At 40.1% G+C, this 20,179-nt stretch carries 15 protein-coding genes; all 15 read right to left on the bottom strand.

What is annotated here, in order from left to right; translation table 11 throughout:
* Positions 1-5: 5 nt before the first annotated feature.
* The gene (locus H9N25_RS02310; RefSeq protein WP_190327820.1) at positions 6-1,226 is read right to left on the bottom strand and encodes a cell division protein FtsQ; all 1,221 of its coding nucleotides are present in this window, start codon (positions 1,224-1,226) and stop codon (positions 6-8) included.
* Positions 1,219-2,574, bottom strand: coding sequence for a UDP-N-acetylmuramate--L-alanine ligase (murC, locus tag H9N25_RS02305; RefSeq protein ID WP_190327819.1), 1,356 nt, complete (start codon positions 2,572-2,574; stop codon positions 1,219-1,221). The genes H9N25_RS02310 and murC overlap by 8 nt, the downstream gene beginning before the upstream one ends.
* A 134-nt stretch (positions 2,575-2,708) precedes the next feature.
* Positions 2,709-3,821 (bottom strand): undecaprenyldiphospho-muramoylpentapeptide beta-N-acetylglucosaminyltransferase, encoded by a 1,113-nt coding sequence (murG, locus tag H9N25_RS02300; RefSeq protein ID WP_190327818.1) that lies wholly within the window; start codon positions 3,819-3,821, stop codon positions 2,709-2,711.
* A gap of 93 nt (positions 3,822-3,914) precedes the next feature.
* On the bottom strand, positions 3,915-4,292 hold the full coding sequence (locus H9N25_RS02295; protein WP_223833553.1) for a four helix bundle protein: 378 nt from the start codon (positions 4,290-4,292) through the stop codon (positions 3,915-3,917).
* 110 nt (positions 4,293-4,402) lie between these two features.
* Complete coding sequence (locus tag H9N25_RS02290) at positions 4,403-5,590, bottom strand: FtsW/RodA/SpoVE family cell cycle protein (protein WP_190327817.1); 1,188 nt, start codon at positions 5,588-5,590, stop codon at positions 4,403-4,405.
* 15 nt (positions 5,591-5,605) lie between these two features.
* Positions 5,606-6,994, bottom strand: a complete 1,389-nt coding sequence (gene murD / locus H9N25_RS02285) for a UDP-N-acetylmuramoyl-L-alanine--D-glutamate ligase (RefSeq protein ID WP_223833552.1) — start codon at positions 6,992-6,994, stop codon at positions 5,606-5,608.
* A gap of 155 nt (positions 6,995-7,149) precedes the next feature.
* Positions 7,150-8,397 (bottom strand): phospho-N-acetylmuramoyl-pentapeptide-transferase, encoded by a 1,248-nt coding sequence (gene mraY, locus H9N25_RS02280; protein WP_190327816.1) that lies wholly within the window; start codon positions 8,395-8,397, stop codon positions 7,150-7,152.
* Entirely contained in the window at positions 8,397-9,854 is a 1,458-nt protein-coding gene (locus H9N25_RS02275) for a UDP-N-acetylmuramoyl-L-alanyl-D-glutamate--2,6-diaminopimelate ligase (protein ID WP_190327815.1), read from the bottom strand. The genes mraY and H9N25_RS02275 overlap by 1 nt, the downstream gene beginning before the upstream one ends.
* A gap of 75 nt (positions 9,855-9,929) precedes the next feature.
* Positions 9,930-12,032, bottom strand: coding sequence for a penicillin-binding protein (locus H9N25_RS02270; protein ID WP_190327814.1), 2,103 nt, complete (start codon positions 12,030-12,032; stop codon positions 9,930-9,932).
* A complete protein-coding gene (locus H9N25_RS02265; protein ID WP_190327813.1) occupies positions 12,022-12,444 on the bottom strand; it encodes an FtsL-like putative cell division protein in 423 nt (140 codons plus the stop codon). The genes H9N25_RS02270 and H9N25_RS02265 overlap by 11 nt, the downstream gene beginning before the upstream one ends.
* Positions 12,441-13,346 (bottom strand): 16S rRNA (cytosine(1402)-N(4))-methyltransferase RsmH, encoded by a 906-nt coding sequence (gene rsmH, locus H9N25_RS02260; RefSeq protein ID WP_190327812.1) that lies wholly within the window; start codon positions 13,344-13,346, stop codon positions 12,441-12,443. The genes H9N25_RS02265 and rsmH overlap by 4 nt, the downstream gene beginning before the upstream one ends.
* Complete coding sequence (gene mraZ / locus H9N25_RS02255) at positions 13,336-13,803, bottom strand: division/cell wall cluster transcriptional repressor MraZ (protein WP_167293132.1); 468 nt, start codon at positions 13,801-13,803, stop codon at positions 13,336-13,338. Before mraZ ends, rsmH begins: the two co-directional genes overlap by 11 nt.
* Before the next feature lie 700 nt (positions 13,804-14,503).
* Positions 14,504-16,522 carry an FAD-dependent oxidoreductase gene (locus H9N25_RS02250; RefSeq protein WP_190327811.1) on the bottom strand — a complete coding sequence of 673 codons (2,019 nt, stop codon included), beginning with the start codon at positions 16,520-16,522 and terminating at the stop codon, positions 14,504-14,506.
* 2 nt (positions 16,523-16,524) lie between these two features.
* Positions 16,525-18,561 (bottom strand): golvesin C-terminal-like domain-containing protein, encoded by a 2,037-nt coding sequence (locus H9N25_RS02245; protein ID WP_190327810.1) that lies wholly within the window; start codon positions 18,559-18,561, stop codon positions 16,525-16,527.
* Complete coding sequence (locus tag H9N25_RS02240) at positions 18,561-20,165, bottom strand: RagB/SusD family nutrient uptake outer membrane protein (protein WP_223833551.1); 1,605 nt, start codon at positions 20,163-20,165, stop codon at positions 18,561-18,563. The genes H9N25_RS02245 and H9N25_RS02240 overlap by 1 nt, the downstream gene beginning before the upstream one ends.
* Between the last annotated feature and the right edge of the window lie 14 nt (positions 20,166-20,179).

The raw sequence follows: 20,179 nt of genomic DNA, 5'->3' as shown, positions 1-20,179 counted from the left end.
ATTCGTTAATTTTGCTGAGTTTTATACTGTTTTTCCAGGGCTCTGATTTCTTTCTCTCTTGCTTCTTTCTCTTTTTTTAATTGAGCCTCAGATTTTGCCGGCTTTGGCTGTGTTATTACCGTTTGCTTCGGTTTCTCTTTTTTATCCGCAGGTTTCGTTTCCCTTGGTTTTGTAGCTGACATAACTGTTAGCTTTTTTACTTCTGTTTTAACTGGTGTTGTTTTTTTCGGCTCTACCTTTTTAGGTTCGGTTTTTTTTACTTCAACCTTTTTTGGTTCAACCTTTGGAACTTCATTTTTTTTAGGCTCCACTTTTTCTTGTTGATCAGCCTCTGGCCGATCGTCCATTGTGGCAACAATTGTGCTTTTGATTAATGAGTCAGTCACGCTTCGCTGTATCCTCAAACTATCGGCTGCAGAAATTGTTTTTGCTTTTTTTCCAAGACCTGTTGAGTCTCTTTTTTCACAAACAATCTGATTGGTATATTTAATATTTATGGTTTTATAGGTATCCCATCCTACCTGTGGCATTGCTTTTTTATAAAACAGCAACAGGTTTTTCATTTTCTTTTCAAGCGAATCGGCATTACCCAAAACAATACGTTGATTGCCTACTCTTGGTATCAGTTCGATGTCGTTTTTCTGATCTACCACAATCTGTTCGATCTGCGAATCCCAAAGGGTATCTTTTTTAATATACTGTGCCGTTTTGTATAAATCTCTTGCCAATTGTGTATGCAAAGTATCAACCCTACTACCAAAAACCTCTGTAATATGTCCTGTTGCTACAAGCACATCAGCTGTAAAATTTGATGAGATAGGCATTTTCAGCCCGTCATTATCAATATAAAAATCCTGCCCGTTTTCGTTCAATATGCGAAGGATTGGCTGACGTTGTTTTACTTCAATGTGCAACACCCCATCCATATCTACATATACTTTAGCAAAACCGATGTAAGGGTTAGACTGCAGTTTTTTCTCGATCTTATGAATATTGATATTTTCGAGGTTGCGCCCTAAAAGCACACCTTGATCTTCTTTTAAAATAGCATCGATTTCTTCGCGTTCAATAAAATTATCAGCTCCGGGAATCAGAATCTTAACATCGGTACATTTAACAGTCTGTTTCTTCACATTGATAAAACTCAAAAGCACCACCACCCCTGCCAGACTGATCAGCCAGGCAAAGCCAGTAAAAATTGTGCTCCAGTTTATCCGTTTAAGCATTGTTTAAAGTATTTTTAAGGGGTTCGATAATCGTGTCGATATCTCCCGCACCTACTGTTAAAATTAATTCAGGTTTTGTATCCTTAACATATTGAACCACAAAATCTTTTCCACATATTTTTTTATCTGCCAAAGTAATTTTATCCAATAAAAACTGAGCATTTACCCCCTCAAGCGGTAATTCTCTTGCTGGATAAATCTCCAGCAGTATCAGTTCGTCAACAGTGCTTAAAACTTTTGCAAAATCATCTGCAAAATCTCTTGTTCTCGTGAATAAGTGCGGCTGAAAAATTACCGTCAGCTTTTTATCTGGATACAATTGCCTCACTGCATCAAAACAAGCCCTCAGTTCTTCAGGATGATGTGCATAATCATCTATATAAATCTGACTGCCATTATTTACAATATATTCGAAGCGGCGTTTAACCCCCTTAAAATTTGCAACTGCCTGTTTCACTTTTTCTGCATCTATGCCCAACTGTAAGGCAATAGCAATGGCAACCGTTGTATTTTCTACATTGTGTTTACCGGGAAGCATTAAACTAATGTCTTTGATGCTTTGAGTACCATCTGCATAATCAAAAACAAATTTCGCCCCTTCTACCCTTAAATGCTCTGCTCTTGCCGTTGCTGTTGAACTTGCGGCATAACTGATGCTTTTCTCCAGCGGCAATCCTTCGTGCGCATAAAGCACACCTTCGGCTTTGAGCTGACCTGCAAACAAACGGAAAGATTCTTCGAGATGGCTTTTATCTCCATAAATATCCAAATGATCGGCATCCATGGAAGTAACCACCGCTACATCTGGGTGGAGGGTTAAAAACGACCGATCGTATTCATCGGCCTCTACCACTACTACATTGTTTTTACCGAAAAGCACATTACTGTTATAGTTACTGGTTATTCCACCTAAAAAAGCGGTACAATCGTAACCCGTATCTTTTAAAATATGTGCAACAACAGATGATGTTGTGGTTTTGCCATGTGTACCCGCAACTGCAATACAGAACATTCCTTTACTGATAATCCCTAAAACCTCAGATCGTTTTTTGAGCGCAAAACCATTATTTATAAAATGGTTTAAAATTTTAGCTTCTTTTGGAATTGCTGGTGTGTAAACCACCAGGGTATCATCATGATTATCCAAAAATGCACAAGGCAATGAAGAGGCTTCATCAAGATAGGTAATGAGAATACCTTCCTGCTCTAAGGTTTCAGTCAGTTTGGTCCTGGTTTTATCGTAACCGCAAACCACCTGACCGCGTTTAGCAAAATAACGGGCAAGCGCACTCATGCCGATACCACCGATACCTACAAAGAAAACCCTATTTATTTTACTTAGTTCCATTTTTTTAAGCTGAAAGTTGAAAGACCAAAGCTTAAAGCTTGCCTTTCTATTGTTTTATTTTTTATTTTCTATCGCATTAAGATTGTGCTTCGGACCTTGCAATGACGATCTGTCGTTACTTTGGTCTTTCTGCTTTAGTCTTTCAGCCTTATTAATTTCAATACTTCGTTCGCAATAATTTCATCTGCTTCCGGCAATGCCATCTTAGCTACATTTTCAGCTAGTTTTTCGCACTGTTCTTTATTTGCCAGCAATGCCAGCGCTTCTTTAACCAGGGTATCTTCTGCAGCGCGATCGTTAATTAGTATTGCAGCTCCATTTTTAACCAATGCCATCGCATTTTTAGTTTGATGGTCTTCTGCTACATTTGGCGAAGGCACCAATATCACTGGTTTTTTAATTAAACAAAGTTCTGCTATGGTTCCGGCTCCTGCCCTGCTCACAATTACATCTGCTGCTGCATAGGCCAGATCCATTTTATTTAAAAACTCGAGAATGCGAACATTGGGATGATATTCTAAACCCAATCTTTCTATAATCCCTTTGTAGTAATACTTACCTGTTTGCCAGATCACCTGCACATCTTGTGCTATAATCTCGGGCAAATGTTTTTCAATCGCCTTATTTAGTGTTCCTGCACCTAAACTCCCACCGGTAACCATAATGGTCTTTTTCAGAGGATCTAGTTTCAATAGTTCGGCACCAGCATGGTGTTTACCTTTAATATCAACTACTTCCTGGCGGACAGGATTACCTGTTTTCAAAATCTTGTCTGCAGGAAAAAACTGATCCATACCATCAAAGGCGACACAGATTTTCGAAGCTTTTTTACCTAACCACTTATTGGTTACGCCGGCATAAGAATTCTGTTCCTGGATGAGGTAAGGAATGCCTTTCAAAGAGGCCGCATACAACAAAGGCCCAGAGGCATAGCCGCCAACACCTACTACAGCATCGGGCTTAAAATCATTAATAATCTGCATGGCTTTACGCACACTACCGATTACCTTGAACGGGAGTGCCAGATTTTTAATAATCGAGCCACGTTGCATCCCACTAATATTCAGTCCTATAATTTTATATCCGGCTGCAGGAACTTTTTCCATTTCCATTCGGCCTATTGCACCCACAAATAAGATTTCACAGGCTGGCACCATGCGTTTTAGCGCATTGGCTATGGCTACGGCGGGAAAAATATGCCCGCCCGTGCCACCACCTGATATGATAATTTTTGGGGAATTATTCATTTTATATTTAATTATTGAATGATAGAATTTTGAATGAGTGAGTGCTACAGGCAATTCCTTCATTCTTTAATTCAATCATCACTCCTTCAATCACTATTTATTATTACTTACTGTTTTTCTTGCCTTAGCTACAATTGCCAAAATTTCATTTACTTCTTTTAATAATGGCTGAGCTTTAACTAAATCCGAAATTCCAGATTCGGTTAAAATTTCAATCCAAAAAGCTGTTTCATCAGCCTCTTCTACAACTATGCTAAGTTTTGCGTAAAACTCAGCTTTTGACCTGCTTCTACAGGCTGCTCTATAATTTGATCCAACTGAAGAAGAGGAACGCATAAATTGCCTACCTAATATTCTTGCTTCTTCGGTTTTTGGTAATGCTTGATAGAACTTAATTGAATCTAAAACCAACTTTTTTGTTCTTGCTTTTATTGCCGTAACAAAATCTATTTTACTAACATTCTCCATCATTTATTAATTTAATTTCAACTTTAAAACTTTGGGATGTTTTATTCAATTTCTAATTCACTCAAATCATTAATCATTGCATAAATTCAATTATTCACTAATTCAATCATTAATTACGCTATCGCTGGAATCTCTCCAACAATTATTTTATTATTTATTTTTTCTTCTTTCGGCGTCAATTTGGCATTTTCTTCTACATCGCGGCTCACACTGAGTATAATGCCGAAAGCCACACTTGTGAAGATCATTGATGTACCGCCCATGCTTACCAACGGAAGCGGAACCCCTGTTACCGGACCCAACCCTACAGCTACAGCCATATTCGCAAAGGCCTGAATGGTCAGACTAAAACTTAGTCCGGCTGCCAGGAGCGCACCGAAGGCCTTGGGCGCCCGGGTTACGATCTTGATACATCGGTATAAAAGCACCAGGTATAGTATCATGATTACAATTCCTCCCACTGTTCCCCATTCTTCAATAATAATGGCGAAAATAAAATCGGAATACGGGTGTGGTAGGAAATTGCGTTGTGTACTATTACCTGGTCCTTTACCAAAAACACCACCAGTAGCCAAGGCAATTTTTGCCTGATCTGCCTGGAAAGTTTTATCTGAATGCTGCATTTCGGGATGCATGAACGTATTGATTCGCGACATGTAGGTTTTTCTTCTTGGGCCCAAAAAGAAAACGAACAACAGGAGCACAAAACCTCCTGCACACACAATTGCGATCTGTTTAATACTGATCCTACCGATAATTAACAGCAATATACTTACACCAAACAGCATTAACGCTGTAGATAGATTGGCCAGTGCGATTAAAACAAACACCACACAAACCGAACCCATAATTGGTATAAATGACTCTTTAACGTTTTTAATATTTTCTTGCTTTTTAGTCAACATCCGGGCCAAAAAGGTAATCAACGCCAGCTTGGCCAGATCGGAAGTTTGAAAGGTTAATCCGATTACCGGTATTTTAACCCACCTCGAAGCATCGTTTAAGTTGGTTCCAAATATCAAGGTATAAAAAAGCAAAGGAATGGTCACAATCATCAGCACTTTAGAAATACCGGCATAATAGCGGTAATCGAGCAGGTGGGCAATATAGATCATCCCGATACCCATCAACACAAAAATTAAGTGTTTGGTAAGCAAAAGCTTTTCTACGGTTTCTCCTTTTTTATACGCCAGGGTACCTGTTGCACTGTATACTGCCATTACAGATATAAGCGAAAGCAGGATGATGATCAACCAGATCCATCTATCGCCTTTTGTTTTATTAAGTAGTGCCTGCAACATATATTGAGCCTCCTATTATAATTCTCTAACAGCCGCTTTAAACTGGTTTCCGCGGTCTTCATAATTTTTAAACAAATCGAAACTTGCACATGCTGGTGAGAGCAAAACGGTATCGCCACGTTTAGCCAGGTGGAAAGCAATCTGTGCAGCTTCTTCAGCCGAAAAAGTATTTACAATTACTTCTACATCATCTTCAAAAGCATCGTGGATACGTTTATTGTCTTTACCTAAGCAAACAATAGCCTTTACCTTACTTTTAACCAAATCCTTAAGCATGTTATAATCGTTACCCTTATCAACACCGCCCATAATCAGCACTACATCGCTGGTCATACTTTCTAAAGCATACCAGGTAGAGTTCACATTGGTGGCTTTACTATCGTTGATAAAATCGATCCCCGAAATTTTGGCCACATGCTCTAACCTGTGCTCAATATTCTTGAAATTACCCATGCTTTCGCGAATGGATTCATTCCTTAACTCTAAAACTTTAGACACAATGCCTGAGGCCATAGAATTATAAATGTTGTGCTTGCCCTGTAAGGCTAAATCTGAAATAGACATGGTTAGTTGGTTATTAGGTTCTGTAAGGATATGTATAGTAGTTTCTTCTAAATAAGCACCCAGTTCAACTTTTTTAGTAATTGAAAATGGAAAGGCTTTTGCGATAGGTTTAATCAACGCGATGGCTTTTAGGCTCTCTTCGTCGTCTGCACAATAAATGAAAACATCTTCTGCAGTTTGATTTTGAACTATACGCATTTTAGATGCGGCATAATTCTCCAGTTTATAGTCGTAACGATCTAAATGATCTGGCGTGATGTTCAGCAAAACTGCGATATCGGCTTTAAATTTGAACATATCATCGAGCATAAAACTCGAGATTTCCAGCACATAATATTCGTAATCTTCTGTAGCCACCTGGGCTGCAAAACTTTGCCCGATGTTACCTGCCAGACCTACGTTTAACCCGGCATTTTTTAAGATATGATAGGTTAATAAACTGGTAGTTGATTTACCATTGGAACCCGTAATGCAAATGGTTTTTGCCTGGGTATATCTTTTGGCAAACTCAATTTCGGAAACCACTGAAATCCCTTTGGCTACCAATTTTTTAATGATTGGAGCTGTAGGCGGAATACCTGGGCTCTTAATTACTTCAGTTGCATTCAGAATCAATTCTTCAGTATGCTTTTCAGATTCGAACGGTATACCAAGTTTTTCTAATGCAGCTTTATATTTATCGGTAATTACACCGTAATCGGAAACAAAAACCTCGAAACCTTTTGCCTGAGCCAATTTTGCAGCACCAACCCCACTTTCTCCAGCACCAAGAATAACCACACGGCTCTGCCCGGTCATCGCTGACTTCGTATTGCTTGATGTGATATTATTCGTGCTCATTGTTTTATTTTTTTAGTATCTGGTAAATGGTATCAAGACAAGAATACCATCACACTTTTATTTTTTATTTACCACTAAGGGCATTTTAATTTTATTCCGTATTGTAATTTTAGCTTTAGTCCTTCTGTATTTAAGCCGCTAAACCTTCTAACCCACTACCTTAACTTCAATGTTACGATGGTCATAATTGCCAGCATAATTCCGATAATCCAGAAGCGGGTTACAATTTTGGCTTCGTGATATCCTTTTTTCTGGTAGTGGTGATGCAAAGGCGACATCAGGAAAATCCTGCGTCCTTCACCAAATTTCTTCTTTGTATATTTAAAATAAGATACCTGCATAATTACCGACACCAGTTCTACGAGGAATATCCCACATAGAATCGGAATCAACAGCTCCTTGCGGATCATGATGGCAAATGAGGCAATGATCCCCCCAATGGCCAAGCTTCCGGTATCGCCCATAAAAATCTGCGCTGGGTAAGAGTTGTACCAAAGGAAACCAACACAGGAACCCACAAATGCACCTGCGAAAATCATCAGCTCTGCAGAGTTTGGTATGTACATAATGTTAAGGTAATCGGCCATAATGGTGTTACCCGATACATAAGCCAAAATACCGAGCGTAATCCCGATTACTGCCGAAGTTCCCGTTGCTAAACCGTCAATCCCATCGGTAATGTTTGCCCCGTTCGACACCGCAGTAATGATAAATACCGTTACGATCAGGAAGATGAAAAATCCATATTTCTGATAATCGCCACCCAGAAACTTCAACACCTTGGCATAATCGAACTCATTGTTCTTATAAAAAGGCATGTTCGACTTGGTTGATTTTACATCTTGTGTATAGTAAAAGGTTTCGCCCTTTTGGCGCAACACCATTGGCACAGAAGAAGTGCTTTTCACATCGTCCTGCACAGTTTCCCTCACTACAATATTTGGATGAAAGTACATGGTGCAACCAACAATTAAGCCTAAGCCAACCTGGCCAACTACCTTAAAACGGCCTGCTAAACCTTCTTTGTTTTTTTTGAAAACTTTGATATAATCGTCCAAGAAACCTACAGCACCCATCCAAATCGTGGTAATGATCATTAGGATGACATAAATATTGGAAATATTGGCAAATAATAAAGTCGGGATAAGAATACCGAGCAAAATGATGATACCACCCATTGTAGGTGTACCCTGTTTCTGCATCTGGCCTTCCAAACCTAAATTCCTTACCGTTTCGCCCACCTGTTTTTTATGCAAAAAATCAATCAGCCTACGACCATATACCGTAGTAATAATCAGCGATAAAATAATAGAAACCGAAGCACGGAAAGTGATGTACTGAAACAACCTTAACCCAGGTATATCATAATGCTTATGCAGGTATTCGAATAATAAATATAACATTAGCTGATTGGTTTTAATTGTTCAAGTAAAATTTCTTTATCATCAAAATGGTTCCTTACACCATTAATTTCCTGGTATTTTTCGTGTCCTTTGCCCGCAACAAGAATAATATCTCCAGGTTGTGCCAAATGACAGGCTGTTTTTATAGCTTCTCTTCTATCTAAAATTGATAAGGTTTTACGCTTATTTGTTGGCGAAACCCCAGCTTCCATATCGTTAATTATTGCCTGAGCATCTTCTGTACGTGGATTATCTGAAGTGAGGATCACTTTATCGCTCCAATCGCAGGCCACCTGTGCCATAATTGGTCGTTTAGTTTTGTCACGATCTCCCCCGCACCCGATTACCGTAATTACCTGTTCGGTTCCTTTGCGGATATTAGCAATGGTACTCAACACATTCTGAACGGCATCTGGCGTATGCGCGTAATCTACAATACCAATAATCTTATCAGCAGAAGTGATATAATCAAATCTTCCTTCAGCACCCGATAAACGGCTCAACAAAGTCAGCACCTTTAATTTATCCTGCTCCAGTAAAATTGCGGTTCCGTAAACAGCCAGTAAGTTATACGCATTAAAAGAGCCTACAAGCTTGAAGTAAACGTCTTCGTTATCGATATCTAAATGCAAGCCACTGAATTGGTTTTCGATAATTTTTGCTTTAAAATCGGCCAGTTGCTTAAGGGCATAGGTCTTTTTATGCGCTTTGGTATTCTGTAGCATCACCGCACCGTTTTTATCGTCGATATTGGTCAGCGCAAATGCCGATTTAGGTAGCATATCAAAAAATGCTTTTTTGGCTTTCAGGTAAGCATCAAAAGTTTTATGAAAATCTAAATGATCATGTGTTAAATTCGAAAACACTCCGCCAGAGAAAGTCAATCCTTCGATCCGGTGTTGTGATACCGCATGCGAACTCACTTCCATAAAACAATAATCGCAGCCTGCACTTACCATATCCCTTAAAAGCTGGTTTAAGACAATTGGATTCGGTGTAGTATGTGTTGCTGCTACTACAGTATCGTTGATATAGTTCTCTACTGTTGATAAAAGCCCGGTTTTATAACCTAAATCTTTAAATAATTTAAAAAGAATGGTGGCAATGGTGGTTTTTCCGTTTGTTCCTGTAATACCGATCAGTTTTAAATCTGCTGACGGATTACCAAAATAATTACCGGCAATGATCCCTAAAGCAACCGATGTATTTTCTACTTTAATATAGGTAACCGTAAAATCATGGATTTCTGGTAAATTTTCACAGATAATTACACCCGCCCCTTGCTGAATAGTCTGCTCAATGAACTGGTGACCATCAGCAACAGTTCCCACTACCGCAAAAAAGATATCATCTTTACCTACCTTACGCGAATCGAAATTCAGTGCATTGATTTCCCTATCGGTTTTTCCAACCAATTCTTTAATCGTTACGCCATAAAGTAAATCCTGTAATTGCATTTTATTTTTTATTCTTTTTAGTATTAGGTATTTAGAATCAAGTATTAGAACCTTAAACCTTTTTACCTTCCACCTTTAATTCAACTCTATTTGTACACCCAATCCCTTACCCACCTTTGTTCCGGCAGCTATTGATTGGCTAATCACTTTTCCCGACCCTAAAACTTTGGTTTTTAAACCAGCATTTCCTAAAAGATACAATGCATCTTTCAGTCCCATTCCCGCCACATTTGGCATCACACCTTTACGCTCGTTATTTTCCTGAAAAACTGTTCCTGCACTGGTATCTATAATATTGTAATACTCAGATTTTGAAGCAAAAAGCGGTTTAAAACCAAATGCCTTATACACCTTCTGAGTCGCTTTACTTTGCCCTGCTTTTGTAGGCGGATTACCCGTATTACCTACCAAACGGGTCGGCACATCGTTATACATCTGCATATCGCTGGCGTAAATACGATCGGCAATTTCTCTGAAAACCGGTCCAGAAACCAATGCACCATAATAAGCACCTTTTGGATCGTTAATTACTACGATTAGAGAATACTTCGGCTTATCAGCCGGAAAATACCCCACAAAAGAGGCTTGATATTGCTTATTCGCTTTGTATCCCCTATTTGCATCAGCAACCTGTGCTGTTCCGGTTTTACCTGCAATTGGATATAGGGGATTGTAAACAATCTGCTTTCCACTACCCTCGGTCACTACTCCTTCAAGCATTTTTTTAATTTTGCTTAAGGTCACATCCGAACATATTTTATCGTTAATTACCCTAGCTTTAAACTGCTCTATTGGGTTGCCCAACCTTCTGATTTCTTTTACAAAAATTGGCGCCACCATTTTGCCATTATTAGCCACCGCATTGTACAGGGTAAGCATTTTTAATGGTGTTAACTGCATTTCATAACCGTAAGCCATTTGAGGAAGGGTCATGTTTTTGTTCCAGCTTTTATTTGTGATTGGATTCTTTACTGCCGGCGTAGCTTCTCCGGGAATTTGTAAACCCATTTTTTCATTTAAATGCCAATCATATAGATGATCAGTAAACTTTTTAGGGTTAGCACCATATTTACTGTTGATCAAATAAGCAACTGCCGCGTTTGACGATTGTTCAAATGCTTTTTTAACGGTTACCACACCTATACTTCCATGCGAATCCTTAATCGTATGACCAGGAATTTTATAATTCCCTGTTCCAACCATTGTATTGGTATCTACCAATTTGTCTTCTAAAAGCGCCATATAAGAAGCCAGTTTAAAGGTCGATCCCGGATCCTGATTACCTGCGATAGCATAGTTAAATTTCTCTTTATAAACACCTTCTTCCACTTTAGAGAAATTGGCTACCGCACGGATCTCACCGGTTGCAACTTCCATCAAGATCACCGCACCATGATCAGCCTGCGATTTGATCAGCTGTTTCTCTAATGCGCTCTGTGCCAGATCTTGCATGTTCACATCAATGGTTGAAATAATGTCAGCTCCATCTTTTGGCGCTACCTCGGCTTCCTCATTTACTGGGATGTAAACACCACCTGCAATACGCTGCATTAATCTTTTTCCAGTTTCGCCGTTGATATATTCTTTATACGCGCCTTCTAAACCTACACCGTTTTTAACATTTTCGTTTTTATAACCAATGGTACGGGCAGCCAAAGCCTGAAAAGGAAGAATACGTTTGTTTTGCTGAACAGCAATTAAACCACCACTAAACTTCCCAATGTTGAATAATGGAAAAGTTCTGATGGTTTTAAGATCGGCATAACCTACTTTACGGTGGATCAACAAATAACGTGCACTATCCTGACGACCCTTACGCAGCATCCGGGCATATTCTTTTGCTGTTTTATCTTGAAAAATCTGCGAGAGTTTATAACCTAAAGAATCAACTTTTTCATTAAACACATCTTTATCAGCAATGCCACCTGCAAACATATCCATACGCAGTTCGTATTCAGGTATCGAAGTAGCCAGCAAACTACCATCGTTCGAATAAATATTCCCACGGGTAGCCTCAACATTTACATATCGTGTAGAAAGACTATCTGCCATAGCTTTCCACTTTTTTCCCTGTACAAACTGCACCTGACCGAGGCGTAAAAACACCGCGAAAGCAAAAAGCACAATTAAGCCAAATGCCAGATATACACGAAGCAAGATGTTTGCCCTAATATTCATCGCTTTTAACAATTATTTTTTTTGGTGGTTCAATCAGTTCTTTTATACCAAGGGTATCTACCTTTTTGGCAACCTCTGTCAGTTTACTTTTGAACATCAGGTCAGCCTTTAAAGACTTATACTCCCATCTTAATTCTTTTACTTCTTTATTTAATTTATCAATCCGGCGAACATTGTTTACCGCAAAGTGGCTATTGGCAATATAAATCATCCCCAAAAAGGCCAGAAAACACAAATAAGGCAAAGCATCAGTTGCCGCCTCTTTACTTACTAATCCATCATTAAAAAGCTTACTGATAAACGAATTACTATCCATTTTTTCTTCAGCAGTTTTTGGCCTTTTGGGCGCAGCTTTCAGCTCTGGTTCGGGCCCAATCTCTTCTTCTTCTATCTCTTCCCTAAACCTATTCATATCTTTTCTGCAATTCTTAGCTTCGCACTACGTGCTCTATTGTTCTGTGCAATCTCCTCATCAGTAGCCATTATCGCTTTCCGCGTAATTACATTAAATGGCTTTTGCTGGTTTCCGAAGAAATCTTTTTCTACCTCGCCCTGGAATTTACCTTTCGCCATAAAGTTTTTAACCGGCCTATCCTCTAAAGAATGATAAGACATAACCACTAAATGGCCACCCGGCTTCAACACATCAGCAGCCTGCATCAAAAAATCTTCAAGCACCTGGATTTCAGCATTCACCTCTATACGCAATGCCTGAAACACCTGCGCCAGATATTTATTCTCTTTTCCTTTCGGGATATAACCAGCAATAGCTGATTTTAAACTATCGATATCAGTAAAAGGCTTTTCCAAACGCGAAGTCACAATAGCACGCGCTAAAGATTTCGCATTTTTTACCTCTCCATAAATTCCAAATATTTTATGAAGCTTATCTTCGGTATAGGTATTTAATACTTCAGCAGCTGTTAAGTCGCGGTGCTGATCCATGCGCATATCCAGATCGGCGTTATGACGGATTGAAAAACCACGTTGCGGCACATCAAACTGATGCGAAGAAACACCCAGATCAGCCAGAATACCATCTACCTGCCTAAATCCTTTTAAACGGAGGTTATTTTTTAAGAAACCAAAATTCTGATCAATAAACACGAAACGCTCATCAACAGGAACATTCGCCTGCGCATCAGGATCCTGATCGAAAGCAATCAATCTTCCTTTCGGGCCAAGATGCTTCAAAATCTCTTTTGAATGACCACCACCGCCAAAGGTTACATCAACATAAACGCCATCAGGCTTAATATTCAAACCATCGATACAAGGTTGCAGCATCACAGGCACATGATAATTATTCGCCATCAGCACCTCCTTTCTTTCCACCCATTACCTGCTCGGCAAGGTTTGCAAAATTCTCTGGTACATCATCAAAAATATCTTCGTAAGATTTTTTGTCCCAAACTTCGATACGATCTAACTGACAAGCCAACACAAGATCACTTCCGATACCCGCATAATCAACCAGCGATTTTGGCAAAAGCACACGACCGGCTGCATCAAGCGAAAGTTCAGTTGCACCACGGGTAAACGACCTGATAAATTCTCTGTTGTTTTTTTCGTAGATGTTCAGTTTGCTTAAATCGGTAACAATAGCATCCCAAACCTTCTTTGGATAGATCACCAGGTTTTTCTCAAAACCACGATTAATAATCAACCCTTCTTTCTCAGAATCAGGCAATTGTTTCTTAAGCGCAGCAGGCACCATAAGGCGGCCCTTTGCGTCAAGTTTACAATCGAATTCTCCTAAAAGTTGGGTCATAGTGGTATCTACACTTTATATCTAGTGTAAAAGTAAAGAGTTCTACCACTTTTTACCACTTTTTACCACAAAAAAGTTTTCCACATTGTTTTTGTTACAATTATGGCCCGGCAAGATACTTAGAATAAGTATACAGGCACAAGACAAAAAGCCTTAATAACTGGTAATAAGCCTTTTAAAATAAAATATTAAAAAGTGTCACACTCGCCCAATTTCTACCATATTTATTGGATTTTTTTCCAAAAGCACTCATTTATAGCTTTTAAAAAGTGGGAGAACCTCCCACTTTACCACCAAATTTTATCTCTCTTTAGAAAAAACATAACCACTAAGCTTTGTATAACCAACAACAGTTAAAGTTGTAGCTCAGGATGAGCATATCGGAACAAAAGATCAATTTAGGGAGACACATAAGGTAAAAACCTTTTTATATCATTTACAACTGGAACATTATAACCCAAAAGTAAAGTATGTGCTGAGGGCATGGGTTAAAGGAAGGGACAGCGAGGGGAATTTCGTTTACAACCTGGCCCCTTTTAATATATTGAATGTTGTTGAACCAAAATAACGTTTGATCTTTGAAGCACTTTTCGGTAGGTGCTACCGAAAAGTGCCGGGGATTCTTGATTGATAATTTAATTAGCAAAGGTATCTTTCTTGGCTATATCAGTAAATAGCTCTATTACCCTACTTAATCTATTTATTTTTTACCCGACAAAGGTTTAAATAATACGGCATCGGCAACTACAGTTCCATCGGCCTTAAGGTTGCTGATCCGTACATAAGGTTTGGTATTATTTTTAATATTGTATTTGCCCAAAGAAACCCATTCGCCCGATGTTTGACCGACCACTTTGATCTCCGATTTCAAAATGTTGTGGTTATGGCTCTTCTCTCCATCAAAAACCTCAATAGTGGTAATATTCGAACCTTTATCTGTTAGGGGATAATAGCTAAAAACCTCATATTGCCCGGCTTTTAAACCATCTGCATTAAAGGTGATGCTTGCCGGAGATTTATCCGATTTGTTGTAAAAAAATGCATTGGGACCATAAATATGTCCGGGTTTTAAATCCCAGTTCCCCTCTATTTTAACCCTCGGCGAAAGGTTATCGATAATCAGATCAGGTGTACTTCCATCCAGCAGGGGATCGATTGTCAGCTTTTCATTTATTTTTTTATAATCGAGCTGCTGCACGGTTATGCCCTGATCTATCGAGAAGCTGGCTGCAACTGCGGCAACCTGCGAAAGTACCATAAATACAGGTTCCATACGGATAGAACCATAGGCGATATGACTGGCTGACAAACAGACCGGTACGATCAGGTTATCACACTCCTGCTCTTTGGGCACGATGGCTTTATAACTGATCGGATAGGGTGAAATGCCAGGAATTTCGACATTCCCTTCGTTTTTGACCATGCCATCGACAACCAAACGATCGGTGTTGTGAGAATCCATATTGTACGCCGCTAAAGCAATTCCATCAGTTACTATAGCCTTTCCGGTACAGTTGTGCTCGGTCATCACATAATCGCTTACCATTCTTCGCGCCTCTCTGATGTAGGCCTGATGAGACCAGTTTTTATTGTCCTTGTATTCATCTTTCGGATACCCCCATTGCAACATCTGGCTTCTAAGTGCCTGCGGCACCCTTAGGTCATGCCCGAAAAAATAAAACAGACCCTTAGTATATGAGGTCAGATCCTCAATGTATTTCGCTCTCGAAACATAATCTCCGTCCGGATAACCATGATTGGTGCCTATCATATCCGTTGAAAATCCATTTCTGTTGTTGATATCGGTTTTGCGGTTTGGCATTTCACTCCAGATAAAATAATCGTTGAGGCTTAATCTGTTTTTCTGTTTTTCCATCAACCTCAAAAGCAGCTCGTAGCGGGTACTGTCATATCCCTGTGGCCTTGTAATGGCGATACGGTTCTGAGGATCATCTGTTAAACAGACCCTGTAATTATAAGACTGCACTTTACTGTCGCCCGAACCACGGGGCATCAAGCTGCCTTTATTGATCCCCCAGAGTAAACCACTGCTCGAATCGCCTTTAACCCGATATGGATCGATATGATCAGGAAATTGGTGCCCTTCCAGTAATTGAACACCGTTGTAGGTTTCCTTATATTTAGCATTCACCTCGCGCCCCACAGTATAGGTAACATCGGCTTTTGCCATCAGGTCTCCTTCATAACTACAATCTATAAATACTTTAGCACTCACGGTTTTATTTTTCGATTGGCCTTCAGATGGTTCGATGGTAATGGTTTTAATGGATTTTCCTACTTTTCCAACTTTAGAAAGTCTGTATCCGTAAATCACATCTACCTTGGCACGGTTGATATAGCTTTTAAAGATATCTTCGGCCACATGAGGTTCAAATACCCACTGTTCGAGTTTGCCATAATGGGTACCTATCCTGCGGTAAAAATCTTTCGAAAGACCCGTTACCACATATTTGTTTCCGATATCGGTAAAACCGAGTCCGCCCGACGAGAGGCCGCCAAGGTTTTTACCAGGTTCGATCAACAGTACGGTTTTACCCATCTTCTTGGCACTAAAGGCCGCAATTACCCCAGCAGAGTTTCCGCCATAAATACACACATCAACCTGATAGGTGTCTGCGGGTTGAGCAATGGCAGAATGGATATTTAATAACAGGTAAATAGAAACGACCATAAGCCGTTTAAGCATCATATTTTTCATAGTTAAGGTGTTAAGGTAAATTTTAAGGCATCGGCACGTAAAGGGCGATCGTGTGCTGGTAATGTATCAGTTAGTTCAACATAGTTATTCGTTCCCCTCGGTAACTGGTAGCTGCCCAGGTTAACCCATTTTCCCTGATCTTTAAATTGATCAACAATTACCGCAGCCACTTCTGTTCCACCGGCGAAAATGGTGTATTTCGCTTTTGTGGTAGAATAGGCATTTAGTGCTGCATTGGCGGGAATATAAACCGAAATGTTATACTGCCCGGCCTTGGTAATGGCTGCCTTCCAGGTGGCTTTGCTCTGCACAGCAGGTTTGGCCACTACCCTGGTTCTTTTTCCATCGTGGCCTACAATTTCGGCAATGGCAGAAATCCATTTGGCGGCCGCAACACTGTCTTGGGTTACCTCCGTGTATCCACCAAAATAAAACCCGTATTTTAAACTAAAAGATACGGTTGCAGGCAGGATTTTTTCCTGGGCAAAAGGCGCTTTTAACACCCCTTTAATATACACCGGGTTTGCATCAAGGGTAATCGAAACGGTATCCTTTACTGCATTGTAGACGGTACTATTGCCCATAATGTCTACAACTTCGAGCGATGCTGCATCGGTAAAAAGCCGCACGCCCGTACCCGAAAGCGAATACATTACCCTTATTTCTTCACTGCCCTTTATAAATTTATAAGCATTGATCAAGCCTGGCGAGATCTGTTCTTCCGCAACAAAGGTTGCGCCTGATAACTGACGGGTTAAGGCGGCATAAGTAGCAAAACCTGGTTTTGGCGTATAGGCACCTAAAGTATCATCTGGATGCCTGATCAGTCCGAATGCCCCTTCAGAATCGTTTACTGTTGATTTATTCTGCAGGTTATAAATACCGATTTTTTGCACCCCATTTGCCAGAGCGGCTACAATCCTTCTTGGCAGATTATTGGCCTGCTCCTTTTCGGTGAAGGTAAAAATGGTAAAACCCGTTTCCGAAAGGTTAATCGGGATAAGGTTATTGTTATTATGTGCTTTTATTACGTTTTTATGCTTGTTGATATCGGTCACAATAGCTTCCGAAACAGGTATATAGGAATGGAAAGCATACTCGTTCATCAAGCTGAGTGCTCCCTTCTGCAAAATCTTGTTTAAAAAACTTTCTGTAGCCAGATCGCTGACCACCATGCCAACAATTTTCACATTTGGAAAAGTCGGGTGAACCTCGTCATAAGAAGCTTTTAAGAGGTTATAATAAAAGGTCGTTTTTTGATCTTCTGTAGTTAATCCCTGCGAAAACGTAGCAATATCGGGTTCATTCCAGATTTCTACATTTTCAATGCTGGGGTATTTCGTTAGCAACTGTTTTACGTAATTGGCAAATGCCAGCTTACCCTCTGCACTTACAGGCGCCTTGCCGTTATCGTAAAGGGGATTGTATAGGGCACAGACCAGATAAGGTTTAAGGTTGTTTGCGGCAAGCTGGGCGATAAAATTGTCTTCCTTGGTCCCAAAGGTATATACCTGTTTCTGTTTTTCTACCGCATCCCAGCGTATGGCATCACGCACGTATTTTACGCCCATTTTCTTTGCAATCGGGATGAGGATATCGGTTGATTGCCAGGCATGTGTTTGCCCAATAAAAGCAGATTGACTAACAGCGCTCAGATCAAAATTGGAAACAATGGCAAAAGAGGTTTCTTTTGAACCGGTAACTGCGCTATTCTGCTTAGACTTAATTAAAAGTTTAAACCAGCCAAGTTTACCGGGTTCAATATTCAACAGGGCTGTATCTCCGGCTACTGCCTTTTTGCCCGAAAGTATTTTTTGGTCCCAAAAATCATAACAATCCCATTCAACAGAATCGGCAGTTACATGGATCACAAATTCTTTTTGATCGTTTTGATAAAAAATATTACCGGCTACCTTTTGTTCAATTGTAATAGAAGCTTGTTGTGCAAAAAGCGGGATAGGGACTAATAAACAGCCCATCAGAAATACGGCGATAGAAAGAACCATCCTTCTATCCCTAGTGTAATTTATCTTCATCATTAATACCCAGGGTTCTGTGTTAAAAGTTTATTTAAAGAAAGGTCATAACTTGGGATCGGCAGCAGCAGATTCCTCTCTGTGATTACCCTCGAAGCTGTAGTGATGGTGGTATTATTTCCTCCGTTGGCAATAGCGTAGGCCAAAAAAGTTTTCATATCGCCAATAAAATTACCCCAGCGGATCAGATCAGGTCTTCTTAATGCCTCAAAACAGAGTTCTTTCGAGCGCTCCAGTTTAATGGCATCCAAAAACTGTGTTTTATTAAGCCCTGGAGTAAGCGCAGCATTTACTGTAGGCGAGGGAGGAACAGGTAACAACAGGCCATAAGCTCTTCTTCTCACCTGATTAACTGCATCATAAGCAAGGGCGGTTGGTCCGTTTACTTCATTTTCTGCCTCAGCTAGCATCAACAGCACATCACTGTACCTGAGCATGGGAAAATTCTGAGGGGTATAGTTCGAGTTTTTTGGCATAACCTCCTCGTATTCCCTTCTCCATTTCCCGGCACACATTAGCCAGGTACTGGTAACAGCAGTTTTTTTGGCTACAGTTGCCGTTCCCCAGGTATAATTTGCACAGTTCCAGTCCCTACGCAGGTCAAATGATGCTTTATTAGGCGTAGTGGTACTGGCAGGATTGATCTGGTAGAGGTCGAACAGTTTTCTGGTAGCCACAATACTGCCCGTGCTATAACCCACCGAGACATCGTTACAGCGGATACCGCAGAAGCGGCCCGCATAGGTCCCTCCTTTGTTTGCAAAACCGTTATTATCACGGAAAAATTCCAGCTCCCAGATACTTTCCTTTACGTCGTACTTATTAGTGGCATAGTTTAAAAATATCTGGCTGTAATCTGGATTGAGGGCATGTTCTTTGGAGTCGACCACCTTTTTTGCCCAATACAGTGCTTCCTGGTATTTATCAGTCTGGTTTAGCGGAAAACCAGCCATATATAAACATACTCTTGCCAATATTCCTTCTACAGCTGTTTTGGTTACTTTGCCACCATAACCCAAAGAGGTGGCCGTTTGGGTCTGAAGAAGTGATTCTGCAGTGGTCATGTCTTTAACAATCTGATCATATACATCCTTCGCTGGTGTTCTGGCCAGATCTACATCTTTTACTGATGAAGTTGGATTGAGTTTTAGGGGTACATCGCCATAGTTACTCACCAGCAGGAAATAAAAATAAGCTCTTAAAAACAGTGCCTCACCTTTGATGATGCCCCTTTTGGTTTCATCCATTGTAGGTTTATTGATATTGGCCAATAACATATTGGCACGTTCGATGCCGATGTAACTGCTGTTCCACAACAGGTTTACCTTAGCATCAGTGGGCACATATTGGTAGGAAGTTACCAGATCGACAGTAAACCCGTAGGATTCATCTGTATTGGTATTGAACATGTAAAGGTAGTTATTACCATAACAATCGACATCAATCAGCTGAGAATAAACGCCGTTGAGGGCAATCTGTAGGTCTGCTGCAGTGGCATAAAAAGATTCGGGGGTAATAAAATCAGTTGGTTTGGTATCGAGTATTTTTTGGCAAGAACTGCTTACCAGTAATACCATGGCCAGTATAAAAAATATCTTCTTCATCATCTATAAATTAAAAA

Origin of the sequence: Pedobacter riviphilus, assembly GCF_014692875.1 — a bacterium.
Taxonomy (GTDB): domain Bacteria; phylum Bacteroidota; class Bacteroidia; order Sphingobacteriales; family Sphingobacteriaceae; genus Pedobacter; species Pedobacter riviphilus.
This window is presented reverse-complemented; position numbering and strand designations above follow the sequence as displayed.

Coding starts and splice junctions, on each gene's coding strand:
- H9N25_RS02310 (WP_190327820.1), bottom strand. CDS start 1,226: ATGCTTAAACGGATAAACTGGAGCACAATTTTTACTGGCTTTGCCTGG.
- murC (WP_190327819.1), bottom strand. CDS start 2,574: ATGGAACTAAGTAAAATAAATAGGGTTTTCTTTGTAGGTATCGGTGGT.
- murG (WP_190327818.1), bottom strand. CDS start 3,821: ATGAATAATTCCCCAAAAATTATCATATCAGGTGGTGGCACGGGCGGG.
- H9N25_RS02295 (WP_223833553.1), bottom strand. CDS start 4,292: ATGATGGAGAATGTTAGTAAAATAGATTTTGTTACGGCAATAAAAGCA.
- H9N25_RS02290 (WP_190327817.1), bottom strand. CDS start 5,590: ATGTTGCAGGCACTACTTAATAAAACAAAAGGCGATAGATGGATCTGG.
- murD (WP_223833552.1), bottom strand. CDS start 6,994: ATGAGCACGAATAATATCACATCAAGCAATACGAAGTCAGCGATGACC.
- mraY (WP_190327816.1), bottom strand. CDS start 8,397: ATGTTATATTTATTATTCGAATACCTGCATAAGCATTATGATATACCT.
- H9N25_RS02275 (WP_190327815.1), bottom strand. CDS start 9,854: ATGCAATTACAGGATTTACTTTATGGCGTAACGATTAAAGAATTGGTT.
- H9N25_RS02270 (WP_190327814.1), bottom strand. CDS start 12,032: ATGAATATTAGGGCAAACATCTTGCTTCGTGTATATCTGGCATTTGGC.
- H9N25_RS02265 (WP_190327813.1), bottom strand. CDS start 12,444: ATGAATAGGTTTAGGGAAGAGATAGAAGAAGAAGAGATTGGGCCCGAA.
- rsmH (WP_190327812.1), bottom strand. CDS start 13,346: ATGGCGAATAATTATCATGTGCCTGTGATGCTGCAACCTTGTATCGAT.
- mraZ (WP_167293132.1), bottom strand. CDS start 13,803: ATGACCCAACTTTTAGGAGAATTCGATTGTAAACTTGACGCAAAGGGC.
- H9N25_RS02250 (WP_190327811.1), bottom strand. CDS start 16,522: ATGAAAAATATGATGCTTAAACGGCTTATGGTCGTTTCTATTTACCTG.
- H9N25_RS02245 (WP_190327810.1), bottom strand. CDS start 18,561: ATGATGAAGATAAATTACACTAGGGATAGAAGGATGGTTCTTTCTATC.
- H9N25_RS02240 (WP_223833551.1), bottom strand. CDS start 20,165: ATGATGAAGAAGATATTTTTTATACTGGCCATGGTATTACTGGTAAGC.